This is a genomic window from Magnetospirillum sp. 15-1 (assembly GCF_900184795.1).
In the GTDB taxonomy this organism is placed as follows: domain Bacteria; phylum Pseudomonadota; class Alphaproteobacteria; order Rhodospirillales; family Magnetospirillaceae; genus Phaeospirillum.
On record NZ_FXXN01000018.1, the window covers coordinates 34677 to 48488 of the forward strand.

Below are 13812 nucleotides of genomic sequence, written 5' to 3' on the forward strand. Positions count from 1 at the left end.
TCATGACTCATCCGGGCCGTCGATGCGCGTATCCTTCAGCGCGTCGAGGGCCAGAAGCTGTGCGGTATCGAGAAGAATCAGGGCATCGGGGGCGATGCCGGAAATGAAACGTTGCGGCAGGCCGTTGCCGGCCTCGTGGGGGCGGGTCAGCCCGGCGGGATCAAGACGCACCACCCGGTCGAGGGCATCCACCCGGATACCCACCTCGACACCGCCGGCCTTGAGAAAGATCACCCAGGTCCGCGCCTCGGGAGCGGGCGGCGTCAACCCCAGCAGGGAATGCAGGTCGAGGACCGGGCGGATCTCGCCCCGCAGATTGGTGACGCCCAGCAGGTATTGCGGCTGCCCCGGCACCGGGGTCCAGCGGGCCAGTTGCATCACCTCGGACAGGGTGTCGAGCGACAAGGCATAGCGTTCATTGGCGATGTGGGCGCCCAGGACGTCGAAGCCGACGTCCACCTGATCGCCCAGCCCGCGCGGAGCGGCCAGACGCCGGGCGCGGGCCTTGAGCAAGGCCTCGTTGAATTCCGCCTCGCTCCAGCCGGCGGGGCCGTCGCCCAGAGCATGGAGACGGTCAAGAATCGTCGCGGCCTGCCGGGACATCAGGCCCCTCCGACCAGTTTGAGATGCATCGCCACCGCCTCACGCATCTGTCCCACGGTGATCTTTTCGCCGGGGTTTACCGGCTGCTCGTCGGCAAGGCCGGACAGCAGGGCCTGCGCGTTGCGGAACGAACGCTCGGCCCCGGCGGCATCGTCTTTTCGCGCCAGGAACAACCCCAGGTGATAATGGGGCAGAACCAGTCGCCGGTCGAGATAAATGGCACGGCGCAGCGCCTTTTCGCACTGCTCGTCCTCGCCCAATTGCTCGTGGACCATGGCGCGGTAGAAATGCGCCCAGGCATCAAGGGGAACGGCGGCGATAATGGCGTCACAGGCGGCGGCCGCCTTCTCCCACTGCCCGCTGTCGGCCAGTTCCCGCGCCACCTTCAGCCGGTCGACGGGCTGCGGGGCACCCGGACACGGCATGGCGGCCGGCGGGGAAGCCGACGGGACCAGCCGGGACGGCAGGGGACGGCTTCGCCGCGAGGGAGCGGGTCCGGGCGGCTCCCCCCGCCCCGTCGGCAAGGGGATTACCTTGGGCAGGGACGGCATCGGCGGCGCGAACGGGGACAGCGTCCCGACGGGCTCCATCGGCCGGTCAGTCCGCTGATAAAGGACGGCGCCCGGCGTATTGACCGTGCGAAAATTGCTGAACAGCCGCTGGTTGGGCTCGGCATGCCCCATGATCAGCCAGCCGCCGTCGTTCAGGGTCTCGTGGAAGCAGGGCACCAGCCCCTCCACCGTCGCCTGGCTGAAATAGATGATGACGTTGCGGCAGATGATGATGTCGAACCCGGCGATGTTGTCGGCCAGCGAGGGAAATGGGCTCTTGATCAGGTTATGGTACTGGAAGCTGACGTTGCGCTTGAATTCCGGGCGGATTTGCCACTGATTGCCGGCCCGCTCGAAACAGGCGGTACGCAGGGAATCGGGCATGGCCCGGAAGGCCCACTCGTCGTAGCGCCCCTCCCGCGCCCGGGTCAGGAACTTCTGGTTGATGTCGGTCCCCAGCACCGTGACGTGCCAGCCGGCGATGCGCTCGCCGAATTCGCGCTCCAGCATGATGGCCACCGAGTAGGGCTCGGGGCCGGTGGCACAGCCGGCACTCCAGATACGCAGGCGCCGGACCGTGCGGTTACGCTCGATCACATCGGGCAGGATCAGGTCGCGAAGCGCGTCGAATTGTTCCTTGTGGCGGAAGAAATAGGTCTCGCCGATGGTCAGTTCGGCGATCAGCGCGTCCATCTCCGCCTTGCCCTGCCCCAGGGATTGCAGCAGATCGAGATAGCCCGAGCAATCGTCGATGCCGATCTCCGCCATGCGCTCGGCCAGGATGCGGGCGAGGTCGCCGTCCTTGTCGCGGTAGAACGCCATGCCGGTGGTATCGATGACCAGGGCCTTGAGGCGCGGATAGGCCGGGTCATCCAGAATGGCGGCGGTGGTCGGGGACGAACTGACGGCGGAAACACTCACGGCCGGTATCCCGTCATGACCCGGATTCCGCCAGTTCGGCCAGTTCGGCCAGCCGCGCCTGGGCGCGATCCTGGAACTCGACCAGCCTTTCCCGCTCCTGCTCCAGCAGGATGCGGTCCCAGGCCAGCAGGTTCACCGCCTTTCCATCCCGCTCCAGAACCTCGACGAGACAGTCGTTGAAGGACTGGCCCGGCGGGAGCCCCATGGCGGCGAAGGCGCTCATCTCGCGGACACTGTCCACATGTTCGACCAGCAGCCCGAACGTCCCGCCCTCGGGACGGGGACGCATGATCAGAACCGAGGCGTCCAGGCCGTAACACCCGTCCTCGAGGCCGAGCAGCCGGTCAAGGCGCAGGACCGGCACGGCCTGACCGCCGAGATTGAGAATGCCCTCGACCATGGAGGACAGATGCGGCGGGCGATCGAGCCAGGCGACCGGCACCACCTCGCGCACGTCCTCGACCGGCAGGCCGAACCCCTGACCGACCAGCCGGAACACCGCGATACCAGAAACACTGCCCGGTTTGGGGGCCATCACCATACCATCCGTCACACCAGACCGAGGAGCCCGGCCAACCGGCGGGCGCCCTCGATTCCCATGCCCAGCAGGGCAAGCCCGCCCAAGAGCATCAGGACCAGGAACGCTGCCAATACCAAACGATTTTCAATGAAGAAATGCACGACTTCAAGATGCCAACGCTCCATGCGCGTCCGGTCGCCATACAGCATGCGGTCCAGCTGATCGGTCTTCTGGCGCAGGCGGGCGTCATCGGTGGGAACGGCGACCTTGGCGCAGGCCACCTGCCAGCGGGTCAAACGCTCGATGGTTTCGTCACGCGGCAAGTGGGGGGTCACCGTCTCGTTATTCTTGGCGGCGATGGCCACATGGCGGCCGATGAATTCCTCGGTGAAATCCAGGTGGGCCTGCGCCGCCGGCGACTTGGGCGCGAAAACGCAGACCGGCAGCCGCGACGTGGCCGCCTCGATCACCGTGTTGTCGCGCGGGATCTCGGTCCGGTAGACCGTGCCGCCCAGGCGCGAGCGGATCAGTTCGTTGATCTTGCGGGTGGTCTTGTTCCGGTCGTTGATGGTGAACAGCACACCTTGCAGCAGCAGGTTCTTGTTCAGCCCCTCCTGCACGTACTTGATGGAGGGCAGCGTGCGCAGCAGGCCGTCATTGGCATAGGGCGTGGCGGTGACCGGAATGATCACCCCGTGGGCCGAGGCCAGGGCGTTGATGGGCAGGATGCCCAGCGCCGGCGGGCAATCGATCACCACGTAATCGCAGTCCAGCGCCGTGTGGGAGAGGATGTTGGAGAGCGTCCGCTGCGAATTCTGCATCTCGGACAGCTTGATCTCGATTCCGGCCAGGCTGTAGGTGGAGGGCAGAACCCGCACCCCGTCGAACATGGTCTCGACCATGACGTCCTCGACGGCGGCACCGTTGGTGAAAAGATCGTAGATGCCCTGCTTGGTCTTGGGATCAATGCCCAGGCTCTTGGTGGAATCACCCTGCGAGTCCAGATCGATGACGACCACCGATTTTCCGAATGCAGCCAAGCATACCGCCAGATTGGTGCTGGTGGTGGTCTTGGAGATCCCCCCCTTCTGATTGAAGATGGCGACAATATACGGTCTCATGGGAATCCAATACCCGCACGGACCCGCCGATCAACACTTAGATAATTCAGGGTGATTTCCAAAACTCTCCGCCCTCCCCGGCATAATTCGATGCACGTCACCCAGTTCTGTGCTCGACCAAGCCTCTGGTTCTCCCCCGCCCCGTGCGTATAGCTTAAGCATAGAGACAAGGATGTTGCAACGAAAGACACCGTGGAATTCTTGTTTCGCCGGACGATGATCCGCCGATCCGGGGATTTCATTGAGTCGAGTCGAAGGGGGAAATAGCCGGAAAGCCGACTCGACAGTGCCATGGCGGCAAAAGCTGCCTTAATTCGCTACAAATAAAATACCGCCCGCTTTTTCAGCGGGCGGCATGGAATGGAACGATACCCAAATCAGGCGCCGGGATAGCAGCCGGCCATGAACAGCAGGTCGCCGTTGGCCTTTACCCAGGTCTGCTTGGGCGCCAGCTTCTTGGTCTCCGGATGGGTCCAGGTGTACTTGGCCCAAGCGCCGGCCGGGCCAGACTTGCCGGCCTTGATCATCTCCTGGATGATCAGCACGCCGTTGACGTCCTTGAGGCCCGGCAGGTCCGGATTGTCGATCAACTTCGGGTTGATGGCATGGGCCTTGAAGATGCCGTCCATGGTGGCGACGATGACATAGAGCTCGCCGTTGACCCAGTCCTTGTTGCCCTTGTCCATGAAGTCGGCATAGGACTTTTCCTTACCCACCGCCTTGTAGTGGGCGATGGCCTTGTCCACCAGTCCCTGAGCGGCGGTGCACTCGTCGGCGGCCCGGGCGGCGCCCGACAGACCGACCACGGCAAAAGCGGCCAGCACCGCCATCTTCACGAAATTCCTCACGGTTTCCCTCCTGATTGTCGTCATAGCCATTCCCACCGACCGGCGCCGGCCGGCGGGTCCCTAAAACACTCGGGCGCGCTAGGCGGACCGCAAGCGGGCCACCAGCCCGTCCACCTGGGACTGCAGGCGATCAAACTCGCCCACCAGGGTTTCGGTGGTGACGTGGACAGTGGCGGCGGCGTTGCCCACCTGGTCGGCAACGCGGCGCACCTCACCGATGCCCGACGACACGGTACGGGTGCCGTTGGCCGCCTGACTGACCGATTCCGAAATCTCGCTGGTGGCGCGCCCCTGCTCGGCCACGGCGCCGGTAATGGCGGCCAGCGCCTCGTTGACCCGGCCGATGGTGGCGACGATGCCGTCGATGGCCCGCACCGCTTCCTCGGTCGCCGCCTTCATGGCGGTGATCTCGCCGGTGATCTCGTCGGTGGCCCGCGCCGTCTGGTTGGCGAGGTTCTTGACCTCGTTGGCGACCACGGCGAAGCCCTTGCCGGCGTCGCCGGCCCTGGCCGCCTCGATGGTGGCGTTGAGCGCCAGCAGATTAGTCTGGGACGCGATGTCGTTGATCAGGTTGACCACCTCGCCGATCTTGCCCGAGGCCACGGTCAGGGTCTTGACCGTCTCGTCGGTCCGGGCGGCCTCGGCCACCGCCTCGGAGGCGACGCGCGACGATTCCTCCACCTGCCGGTTGATCTCGCTGATGGAGCCCACCAGACGCTCGGCGGCCTGGGCCACGGTCTCCACGTTGCCGTTGGCCAGTTCCGACGATTCCGCCACCTGGGCGGTCTGGGTGATGGCGGTCTCGGCATTGGAGGCCAGCACCTCGGCCTCGCCCCGGATGGAATCGGCGGCGCGCGAGGCATTCTCGACGGCGCCGCGCACGGTGGTCTCGATCTCGCCGGCCAGGTCGGTCATGGCCTGACGCTTGGCGGCCTCGGCCTGACGCTGCAGGGCCTCCTGCTCGTCGGTTAGATTCTTGACGCGCTGGGCGTTGTCCTTGAAGACCTGCACGGTGGCGGCCATGGCCCCGATCTCGTCCTTGCGTCCGATGGCCGGCACCTCCACCGCCAGATCGCCCTGAGCCAGACGTTCCATGGCGCCGGTCATGCCGCCCACCGCGCTGGCGATGGCACGGACCAGCAGGAAGGAAATCAGCGCCAGCAGCCCCAGCACGCCGAGCGTGATGCCGATGAACAGGCCACGGGTGGTTCCGGCGGCCTGACTGGCCGACTGGCGGGCGGCATCGACCATGCGGGCCTCGAGGGCGACCATGGCCTGGGTTTCGGCCATCAGGGCCTGATAGCTGTCCTGGGCGGTCCACATGAAGGATACCGCCGCGGTGAAGTCCATCTTCTGCATGGAAATCACCTGATCGGTGGCGTTCTTGTAGGAGGCCAGCCCGGTTTCGATCCGCTTGAGAAGAGCATCCTCCTCGTTGGTCACCGGGAAGGAGGTCCGATAATCGCCCAGTTGCTTCCTGGCCTTCTTCAGGCCATCGGCGAAGGACGCCTCGATCTTGTCGACCTTGGCGGCCTCGACGCCGGCGGCGTTCCAGGTCAGCAGCCGGTAGAGGTCGGAATGGGAATCCTGGAGCACGTCGGTGAAGTCGCCGATCTTCACCGATTTGGCGAAGGAGACCTCGGCGATCTCGTCCAGCGTCCGGCTCTGGCCGGCCAGCCCCTGCATGCCCACCCAGGCGATGATGACCAGACCGATGGTGGCCACCATCGGAACGATGGCGATCTTGGCCCAAATCTTCATGTCGTCGAGAAAGCTCATCTCATCCTCCGCGGCCGGCAGCTGGCCGGAGGCGATGCCCCCCCATCTCGCCGAAGCCATATGCTCCAGCCACCCAAGATCACATCAAAATGGATGACATGACTATTAAACAGTCATGCGCCCGCCATTCAAACACTCAATTGTAATGAATCTATTCAATATAACTTACGTCTGATCAGGCGTTCACCGTATTATTATTTCTTTTGGATGCGGCTTTGGCCAGGGGCGCCGGCTTTCGGGCGCGATAGGCCTTGAGCACCGCGTCGGCGGCGATCCGGCCATCGACGATGGAGCGGTCCAGGTTCGACCAGCTCCAATCGTAATTGATGTGATGGGCGACGGGAATCTCGATGACCCTTACATCCGAACCGGTCTCCAGCAGATGGTACTTGAACAGCTTGACGTCGTCCTCGCTGGTGGTGGCGGCGAACAGCATCACCAGATTGTTCAGGGCATCGTAGAGATTCTCGGGCCGGCGGATCTGCTTGCGATCGAGGATACGGCTGACCCACACCTCGTCCAGGTCGGGATGGTTGATCAGCAGGTCCTCGAAATTGACGGTGTCGATGGTGGCACCCTCGCAATAGACCTTGCCGTTCATGGTCACCGGCTCCTCGATATAGGGCAGGGCCGAACAGGCGCACAGGGTCTCCGCCGAGATGCGCTGATACTTGCCGTCCTTGTTGCTGAACAGTTCGAGGCGCTGGTCGGTGAGGTTGTAGGAATTGTGATAGAGCACCGGACGGCCAGGCTGGTACAGGGCCTTGAAGTCGATCTGCTGCAGGAAGGCGCTGTCGGGATAGAACACCCGCGACAGCCCCTTGGTGGCGCTCTTGTACATCAGGCTGGTCATGAAGCGCGACATGGGGTTGACCGCCAGCACCTGATTGAGAATCAGGGAGTTGAAATTGGCCGGGGACCACTTGCCGGGGTCCTTGGCGAAGGCGACGATCTCGTCGGACGCCTCCTTGATGGCCTCGGGGATCACCAGATTGCGGTAGCTGTTGGAATCCAGCACGAAGTTCAGGGCATTCTCGGCCGCCGCCTCGAAATCGGGCGCGAAGGCCGCCGCCACCGGAAACTTGTCGTAGACGTCATCGGGTCGGAAGATGCCACGGAAAAAGGAAACGGAGGTCTCGGCCTCCTTGCCCAGCGGGGACTGGTTCCACACGATGCCCAGCCAGGCGCCGATGCAGGCCAGACTCCACACATCGAAGTGGATGTCCGGTTCACGGTGGAGGCGCTCCAGGGCACCGATGGACAGACCGACGGCCGGGCCGCCGCCCGCCAGACAAATCGCGCGCTTGATCGCCATGACTTCCCCCTCGCCTGCTCTCCGTATCGGCACGGGTTGAACGGTATCTTGCGACGCAGTATCGCGCAATAGTTACAAGGTATGTCCCTCGAAAGCTGTAGCAACGATGGTTCTTTCGCCTCGCTGGGATTTCCCCTATGCTGCCATGGCGCGAGCGGGGGAACCTGAGGCATGCATCACGGGGCGGGATCGGCCGAGTTCAAGTGGCGCCATCTCATCGAGGCGGTGGAGGAGTTCGGCCAGGGCTTCACGGTGTTCGACCGCGATCTCAATCTGATCCTGTGCAACAACCGCTTCCTCGAGATGCTGGACTTCCCGCCCAGCCTGGTTCATCCGGGCACGGTCTTCGCCGATTTCATGCGCTATAACGCCATCCGCGGCGAATACGGTCCCGGCGAGGTCGAGGATCTGGTGGCCGAGCGGGTGGAAAAGGCCCGCAACTTCACCGCCCATTGCTTCGAGCGCGAGCGCCCCGACGGCACGGTGATCGAGGTGCGCGGCACCCCCCTGCCCGGCGGCGGCTTCGTCACCACCTACACCGAGATCACCGACCGCAAGCGCGCCGAGCGCATGCTGATCCACGCCAAGGACAAGGCGGAGGAGATGGCCCGGGTCAAGGCCAACTTCCTCGCCACCATGAGTCACGAGATCCGCACCCCCATGAACGGGGTGCTGGGCATGCTGCACCTGCTGACCGGTTCGCCGCTGACCCACGAGCAGCGCGACCATCTGGAGACGGCCCAGTCCTCGGCCCGCGCCCTGCTGGCCATCATCAACGACATCCTGGACTTCTCCAAGCTGGAGGCCGGGCAGATGACGCTGGAGACCACCCGCTTCGACCTGCACCGGCTGATGGAGGAGATGGTGGCGCTGCTGCGGGGCGCCGCCGCCGAAAAGGGCCTGATCCTGCGCTCGCGCGTCGCCGGGAACGTGCCGCGCCACGTCGCCGGCGATCCCACCCGCCTGCGTCAGGTGCTGACCAACTTGATGGGCAACGCCGTCAAATTCACCGAGAAGGGCGGAGTAATGGTCTCGGTCGAGGCGGAACCCGCCGGCCCGGCCCCCAGCTATCTGCGCTTCCAGGTGACCGATACCGGCATCGGCATCGAGCCCGCCGCCGCCCCCGCCCTGTTCTCCGAATTCGTCCAGGCGGATTCCTCCATCACCCGGCGCTTCGGCGGCACCGGGCTGGGGCTGTCCATCTGCAAGAAGCTGGTGGAGATGATGGGGGGCGAGATCGGCTTCGACAGCATGCCGGGCGCAGGAACCACCTTCCACTTCACCATGCCGCTGGCCGCGATGGACGAGGATCGGGCGGCGAGCGCCCCGGAGGGTGATTCCCCGTCCGACCTGCCGCCGCTGTCGGTGCTGCTGGCCGAGGACAATCCGGTCAACCAGAAGCTGACCACCACCCTGCTGGACCGCTGGGGCCAGCGGGTCACCCTGGCCCATAACGGGGCCGAGGCCATCGCCGCCGTGGCCCGCCAGCACTTCGACGTGGTGCTGATGGACGTGCACATGCCGGGCATCGACGGGCTGGAGGCGACACGGCGCATCCGCGCCATGTCCGGCCCGGCGGCCGGCATTCCCATCATCGCCATGACCGCCGACGTCCTGGACGGCGACGCCGCCCTGTGCCTGGAGGCCGGCATGGACGATTACGTCGCCAAGCCGGTGGAACCCGCCCGCCTGCTGGCGGCGCTGAAGGCCGCCGTCAGGCGCTGAAACGCTTCACATAGCGCCCGGCGATGTCGGCGGCGTTGACCACCACCAGCACGTCGGTGGTGTTGAACGGCCGGTCGATCACCGCCCCGTCGCCGATCACCCCGCCCAGGCGCAGATAGCCCTTGAGCAGCGGCGGCAGCGAGGCCAGTACCCGGCGCGCATCCCACGGGGTGTCGATGGCGGCGAAGTCCACCTTCTCGGCACTGTCCAGCGCCCGGCCGCGCAGGGCCGGCGGCGCCAGATGGTTGTCGCGCAGATAGGCCAGCTGCGGCGCCAGCACCTGCGGATCGGTGCCGGGCAGGCTGCCGCAGCCGAACAGCAGGCGGATGTCGTTGTCCACCATGTAGGCGGCCAGCCCCTGCCACAGGGCCTGCAGCGTGCCGCGATGGCGCCAGCGGGCGTCGACGCAGGAGCGGCCCAGTTCGAGAATCTCGCCCTCGACCGCCAGGAAGGGGCTGATGTCGAACTCGCCCGCCGAATAGAAGTGCCCCACCGCCGCCGCGGCCTTGCGGCGGATCAGGCGGTAGGTGCCCACCACCTCGCCCTCGGCCAGCACCAGCAGATGGTCGCAATGGCGGTCGTAATCGTCGAAATCCAGTTCCAGGGTGCGCATGGCGACGCTGGGCTTGGCCCCCATCTCCTCGTAGAACACCCGATAGCGGATGCGCTGGGCGGCGGCCACCTCGGCGCGGGTTTCGGCGAGGCGCACCTCCAGCCCGTCGGAGGAAGCCGGATTGAGGGCGTGGACCGTCGTCACCTGGTGGGTCATGACTCACCTCGTCTGATTGCGGACAATGGAACTTGGATGGAAAAGGGATCAGGCATACCGCTTTCCGGCTGCCCCGGCACAACATGCCGACCTTCGACAAGAGAGTTTTTGGTGCCATCCATGGCTATCCTATAACGCAAGGGCTTGTGCCGCCGGGGTGAAACAATTATTACATCAGGTAGTATCGCCGTTATTTTCGGCAGCCGCCCGTTTCACTGAGGAGCCGCCATGGCCGAGTCCCGTATCGCCTCCGTCGAGGGCTTCCAGTTCTCCTTCCACACCCAGGAGGCCGAGACGCCCATCCGCAAGGTGCTGGACCGCTGGGTGATGCGGGACTGGATCTGCCAGGTGGAGTACGAGGGCGAGTGGTGCCTGTTCACCATCCACGAATTCAATGACGGGGTCTTCGAGCCTTCGGCGGTGCAGGGGGTGTTCAGCGACTTCCCCGGAGCGGCGGCTGTCGAGGTCACCACCCGCTGGTTGCAGCGCCGCATCGAGGAGAAGGACCGCGCCAAGCGCCGGCAGCGCGATATTTTCCTCGGCGCCCTGGCGGTGGTCGCCACCCTGGCGCTGGCCGCCATCTCGCTGCGCTGAGCAAGGCTCCCCATATGGGGAAAAGGACAGCATCAAGGGAGGCTGTTTCATGTCGCTTTGGAATCCCAGCAAGACGGTGATGGTCACCGCCGATCAGGCCCTGCCCGGCCGCGCCAGCGAAATCCACCTGCCCGAGCGCCACTACGTGCTCGGCACCCCGTTGAAGCCTCCCTTCCCGGTGGGCATGGAGGTGGCGATCTTCGCCATGGGCTGCTTCTGGGGGGCGGAGCGGCTGTTCTGGAAGGCCAAGGGCGTCTATTCCACTTCGGTGGGCTATACCGGCGGCTTCACCGAGAACCCCAGCTACGAAGAGGTCTGTACGGCGCGCACCGGCCATGCCGAGGCGGTGATGGTGGCCTTCGATCCGGCCGAGACCACCTATTCCGCCCTGCTCCGCCTGTTCTGGGAGGGGCACAATCCGACCCAGGGCATGCGCCAGGGCAACGACATCGGCACCCAATACCGCTCGGCCATCTATTGGACCATCCCGGATCAGGGCGACGTGGCCGACGCCTCGCGCGAGGTCTACGGCGATGCCCTCAGGCAGGCCGGTTTCGGCGCCATCACCACCGAGATCGCCCAGGCCGGGCCGTTCTACTGGGCCGAGGGCTATCACCAGCAATACCTGGCCAAGAATCCCGGCGGCTATTGCGGACTGGGCGGCACCGGAGTGCATTGTGGCTGATCGGCATACTGGAACTATTCCAATATGATCCCCACCTGAAAACCGGGATACCGGGACATAAGGGGATTCGGGGATGGCGACCTGGCTCGAGGAGCAATGGAGGAGCGGCGACCCGGTCATCGACGCGGAACACCAGAAGCTTCACCAGATGATCTTGTCCATGGCGGCGGTAATACGCAACGACCCCGGCCTCGGCTTGGCCGCTGAGGCGGTGGAAGTCCTGATCGAACGGATGCGCATCCACTTCCGCATGGAGGAGAATCTGGCGGCCCGGTTCAATGCGGAAGCCGCCGCCACCCTCAAGCAGGATCACCAGCGCCTGCTGCGGCTGCTCACTCCGGTGCGCGACGCCTTGCGGGACAACGATCCGGAACGGGCCAGAATGCTGATGGAAGATTTCCACGCCCAGTTGGACAGGCACGATCGCGAGATCGATATTCCGCTGTTCCGTAAATAGGGACGGGACACCGGCCTCAATGCCGGTAGTTCAGCCGGTCGTCGAACAGGTGGCGGGGACCGAACAGGTTGACGCTGACCGCACCCTTGTCGGTATGGATGTCCATGGAGGCGAACACGGCATCGCCGCGCCGCTGGATGCTGCGCGCGCCTTCCATCACCACCGGCGGCGACAGGCTGACGGCGGTTTCCTTCAATTGGAAGTCGGCGGTACACAGGCCCAGCACGGTATTGACCACCTCGGCGGCGGTCTCGCGCAGGTAAAGTTCCCGCTCCTCCTCCGGCACCGGCAGGGCGGCGGTGGCCTTATCGAGGATGTCGCCCAACAGGGTCTGATCGAAGCTGAAGGCGATCAGCAACCCCACCGGCAGCCCGAACCCGGCCACGGCGGTGATGTCATGCAGCCTGACGGTATCCAGGCCCAGTTCGTGAACGTCGAAACCATCGATGCGCGCCACCCCTTCCCCGGCCAGCACGGCGCTGGTCTGCTGGAGAATGGAGGACATGGTGCGGTTCATGAGATCGGTGCGGGACTTCCCGCCCCGCCTCCTTCGAGTGGAGAGGTGTCCATCGTCATGACCGGATGTTGCGGGCATCTTGTGCATGCCCGTAATGATACACTCAACCCGCAAAGCTGCAAACAACGAAAGTTTACATTCACCACGAGACAGCGCAACCAATTGGCTACCTATCTGTGAAAGAATGTTTTTATCGCGAATTTTTTGTAATTTTCACATAAGGAGACGGTAACCCCCCTCGCGCCCGGACAGGGAGCGGGGGGGCCGAAATCCCGCGAAAGGCCCTAGCCGACCGTCGCTCCGCCGAACATGGCCTCATCGTCGGCCTTCTTGGCCGCGCCGCCCCGGCCGCGCGTGGTCTTGGGCGGCAGGGTGCGCCCCAGGTGGACGCCCTTGTCCTGGACGAATTTCTTGCCGGTCTCGTAGCCCAAATCGAACATGCGCTCCAGATTGGACCGTGACCAGTCCAGCGCGGTGGGCAGCCATTCCCTGGGGATGTCGAACTGCACCTTGATCAGTTCCACGTCCTGGCGGGCCGGGTGGTCCTCGTTCCAGTCGTCCAGCATGTGCTCGAAGAAGGCCAGGTCGTGGCGGGTCAGCGAGATCAGCGGCAGGATCAGGTTCTGCCCCCAGGCCTGCCACAGATTGGGCGGGTCCTGGATATAGCCCTCGTTGCCGAAGGCGTCGAACACCACCACGGTGCGGATACCCTCGTCATGCTCGAGCAGTCCCTGGAAATTGAAGGCGTCCTCGGCGGCGCCTTCCAGGTACAGCTTGCCGTTGACCTCGGCCGGCGGATAGATGAAGGGATAGGCCAGGGTGGCGCCGAAATGGGGATAGTCCAGCACCTCCTTGCCGAAGATCGCCATCTTGTGGTCGGTCAGGTTGTAGGCGTTGAGGTAGACATCCTCCTCCACCGTCTTCAGCGCCTCGAAATCCACCATCTCCTGGATGAAGGGGGCGTTGGCGCACAGGCCCTTGCTGAAGATGTTCACGGTGGACGGCGTGGTCAGCGCCCAGAACATCTGGATCAGGTCGCTGTAGAATTTCTCCCGCTTGGTCATGTTGAACTGGTTCATGATCCGGTTGTAGCCGGGCATCTTGGACAGCAGCCAGCGATAGGCCTCGGCCACCTTGCTGCCTTTCATGAACACCTTGTAGTTCATGGGGATGTACTTGTAGATGGCGTCCGAGACGCCGAAATTCACCGAATTGCGCAGCGAGTCCTGCCGGCTCATGCCCTTGGGCGCCAGGTAGGACAGCGCCACGCCGCCGCCGCCGCCGGTAGCGGAGATGACGTCGAACTTGACCCCCGCCTCGTCGAAGGCCAGCAGGGCGCCGGTCATCAGGGTGAAATTGGGGGCGCCGCCCCCCAGCACCAAAGCCATCTTATGCATGTCGTTATCC

The 13812-nt window shown here is 64.6% G+C and carries 14 protein-coding genes; 4 read left to right on the plus strand and 10 right to left on the minus strand.

The window, feature by feature from the left end; translation table 11 throughout:
* From CP958_RS04435 to CP958_RS04465, 7 genes are all read right to left on the minus strand, one after another.
* The gene (locus CP958_RS04435) at positions 1-603 is read right to left on the minus strand and encodes a chemotaxis protein CheW (protein WP_096700786.1); all 603 of its coding nucleotides are present in this window, start codon (positions 601-603) and stop codon (positions 1-3) included.
* Positions 603-2075, minus strand: a complete 1473-nt coding sequence (locus CP958_RS04440) for a CheR family methyltransferase (RefSeq protein ID WP_096700787.1) — start codon at positions 2073-2075, stop codon at positions 603-605. Before CP958_RS04440 ends, CP958_RS04435 begins: the two co-directional genes overlap by 1 nt.
* 13 nt (positions 2076-2088) lie before the next feature.
* The gene (locus tag CP958_RS04445; protein ID WP_096700882.1) at positions 2089-2610 is read right to left on the minus strand and encodes a chemotaxis protein CheW; all 522 of its coding nucleotides are present in this window, start codon (positions 2608-2610) and stop codon (positions 2089-2091) included.
* A 14-nt stretch (positions 2611-2624) separates the two neighbouring features.
* Entirely contained in the window at positions 2625-3716 is a 1092-nt protein-coding gene (locus tag CP958_RS04450; RefSeq protein WP_096700788.1) for a ParA family protein, read from the minus strand.
* 377 nt (positions 3717-4093) lie between these two features.
* Positions 4094-4564 (minus strand): cache domain-containing protein, encoded by a 471-nt coding sequence (locus CP958_RS04455; protein ID WP_096700789.1) that lies wholly within the window; start codon positions 4562-4564, stop codon positions 4094-4096.
* Positions 4565-4642: 78 nt separating this feature from the next.
* Positions 4643-6343: a methyl-accepting chemotaxis protein gene (locus CP958_RS04460; RefSeq protein WP_242442742.1), complete on the minus strand. Its 1701-nt coding sequence runs from the start codon at positions 6341-6343 to the stop codon at positions 4643-4645.
* 175 nt (positions 6344-6518) lie between these two features.
* Complete coding sequence (locus CP958_RS04465) at positions 6519-7658, minus strand: patatin-like phospholipase family protein (protein ID WP_096700790.1); 1140 nt, start codon at positions 7656-7658, stop codon at positions 6519-6521.
* A 171-nt stretch (positions 7659-7829) separates the two neighbouring features.
* On the opposite strand from CP958_RS04465, the gene CP958_RS04470 reads away from it, so the two are divergent.
* Positions 7830-9383: a PAS-domain containing protein gene (locus tag CP958_RS04470; RefSeq protein WP_096700791.1), complete on the plus strand. Its 1554-nt coding sequence runs from the start codon at positions 7830-7832 to the stop codon at positions 9381-9383.
* Here the strand turns inward: CP958_RS04470 and CP958_RS04475 are convergent.
* Positions 9373-10152: a GNAT family N-acyltransferase gene (locus tag CP958_RS04475; RefSeq protein ID WP_096700792.1), complete on the minus strand. Its 780-nt coding sequence runs from the start codon at positions 10150-10152 to the stop codon at positions 9373-9375. The genes CP958_RS04470 and CP958_RS04475 overlap by 11 nt on opposite strands.
* Positions 10153-10380: 228 nt before the next feature.
* Here CP958_RS04475 and CP958_RS04480 point away from each other — a divergent pair, with 228 nt between their 5' ends.
* The 3 genes from CP958_RS04480 to CP958_RS04490 all read left to right on the plus strand — a co-directional run bounded on the left by CP958_RS04480 (position 10381) and on the right by CP958_RS04490 (position 11888).
* Positions 10381-10746: a hypothetical protein gene (locus tag CP958_RS04480; RefSeq protein ID WP_096700793.1), complete on the plus strand. Its 366-nt coding sequence runs from the start codon at positions 10381-10383 to the stop codon at positions 10744-10746.
* 49 nt (positions 10747-10795) lie between these two features.
* On the plus strand, positions 10796-11431 hold the full coding sequence (gene msrA / locus CP958_RS04485; protein WP_096700794.1) for a peptide-methionine (S)-S-oxide reductase MsrA: 636 nt from the start codon (positions 10796-10798) through the stop codon (positions 11429-11431).
* Between the two features lie 73 nt (positions 11432-11504).
* The gene (locus CP958_RS04490) at positions 11505-11888 is read left to right on the plus strand and encodes a hemerythrin domain-containing protein (RefSeq protein WP_096700795.1); all 384 of its coding nucleotides are present in this window, start codon (positions 11505-11507) and stop codon (positions 11886-11888) included.
* Between the two features lie 16 nt (positions 11889-11904).
* Here CP958_RS04490 and CP958_RS04495 read toward each other — a convergent pair whose 3' ends face one another.
* Positions 11905-12393, minus strand: a complete 489-nt coding sequence (locus tag CP958_RS04495) for a chemotaxis protein CheX (RefSeq protein WP_242442743.1) — start codon at positions 12391-12393, stop codon at positions 11905-11907.
* A 296-nt stretch (positions 12394-12689) separates the two neighbouring features.
* Positions 12690-13802 carry a patatin-like phospholipase family protein gene (locus CP958_RS04500; RefSeq protein WP_096700797.1) on the minus strand — a complete coding sequence of 371 codons (1113 nt, stop codon included), beginning with the start codon at positions 13800-13802 and terminating at the stop codon, positions 12690-12692.
* Positions 13803-13812 lie beyond the last annotated feature (10 nt).

Excerpts from the sequence above, each read along its gene's own strand:
- CP958_RS04450 (WP_096700788.1), bottom strand. The coding sequence starts at position 3,716 with ATGAGACCGTATATTGTCGCCATCTTCAATCAGAAGGGGGGGATCTCC.
- CP958_RS04460 (WP_242442742.1), bottom strand. The coding sequence starts at position 6,343 with ATGAGCTTTCTCGACGACATGAAGATTTGGGCCAAGATCGCCATCGTT.
- CP958_RS04435 (WP_096700786.1), bottom strand. The coding sequence starts at position 603 with ATGTCCCGGCAGGCCGCGACGATTCTTGACCGTCTCCATGCTCTGGGC.
- CP958_RS04470 (WP_096700791.1), top strand. The coding sequence starts at position 7,830 with ATGCATCACGGGGCGGGATCGGCCGAGTTCAAGTGGCGCCATCTCATC.
- CP958_RS04500 (WP_096700797.1), bottom strand. The coding sequence starts at position 13,802 with ATGCATAAGATGGCTTTGGTGCTGGGGGGCGGCGCCCCCAATTTCACC.
- CP958_RS04490 (WP_096700795.1), top strand. The coding sequence starts at position 11,505 with ATGGCGACCTGGCTCGAGGAGCAATGGAGGAGCGGCGACCCGGTCATC.
- CP958_RS04465 (WP_096700790.1), bottom strand. The coding sequence starts at position 7,658 with ATGGCGATCAAGCGCGCGATTTGTCTGGCGGGCGGCGGCCCGGCCGTC.
- CP958_RS04480 (WP_096700793.1), top strand. The coding sequence starts at position 10,381 with ATGGCCGAGTCCCGTATCGCCTCCGTCGAGGGCTTCCAGTTCTCCTTC.
- CP958_RS04445 (WP_096700882.1), bottom strand. The coding sequence starts at position 2,610 with ATGGCCCCCAAACCGGGCAGTGTTTCTGGTATCGCGGTGTTCCGGCTG.
- CP958_RS04495 (WP_242442743.1), bottom strand. The coding sequence starts at position 12,393 with ATGTCCTCCATTCTCCAGCAGACCAGCGCCGTGCTGGCCGGGGAAGGG.
- CP958_RS04475 (WP_096700792.1), bottom strand. The coding sequence starts at position 10,152 with ATGACCCACCAGGTGACGACGGTCCACGCCCTCAATCCGGCTTCCTCC.
- msrA (WP_096700794.1), top strand. The coding sequence starts at position 10,796 with ATGTCGCTTTGGAATCCCAGCAAGACGGTGATGGTCACCGCCGATCAG.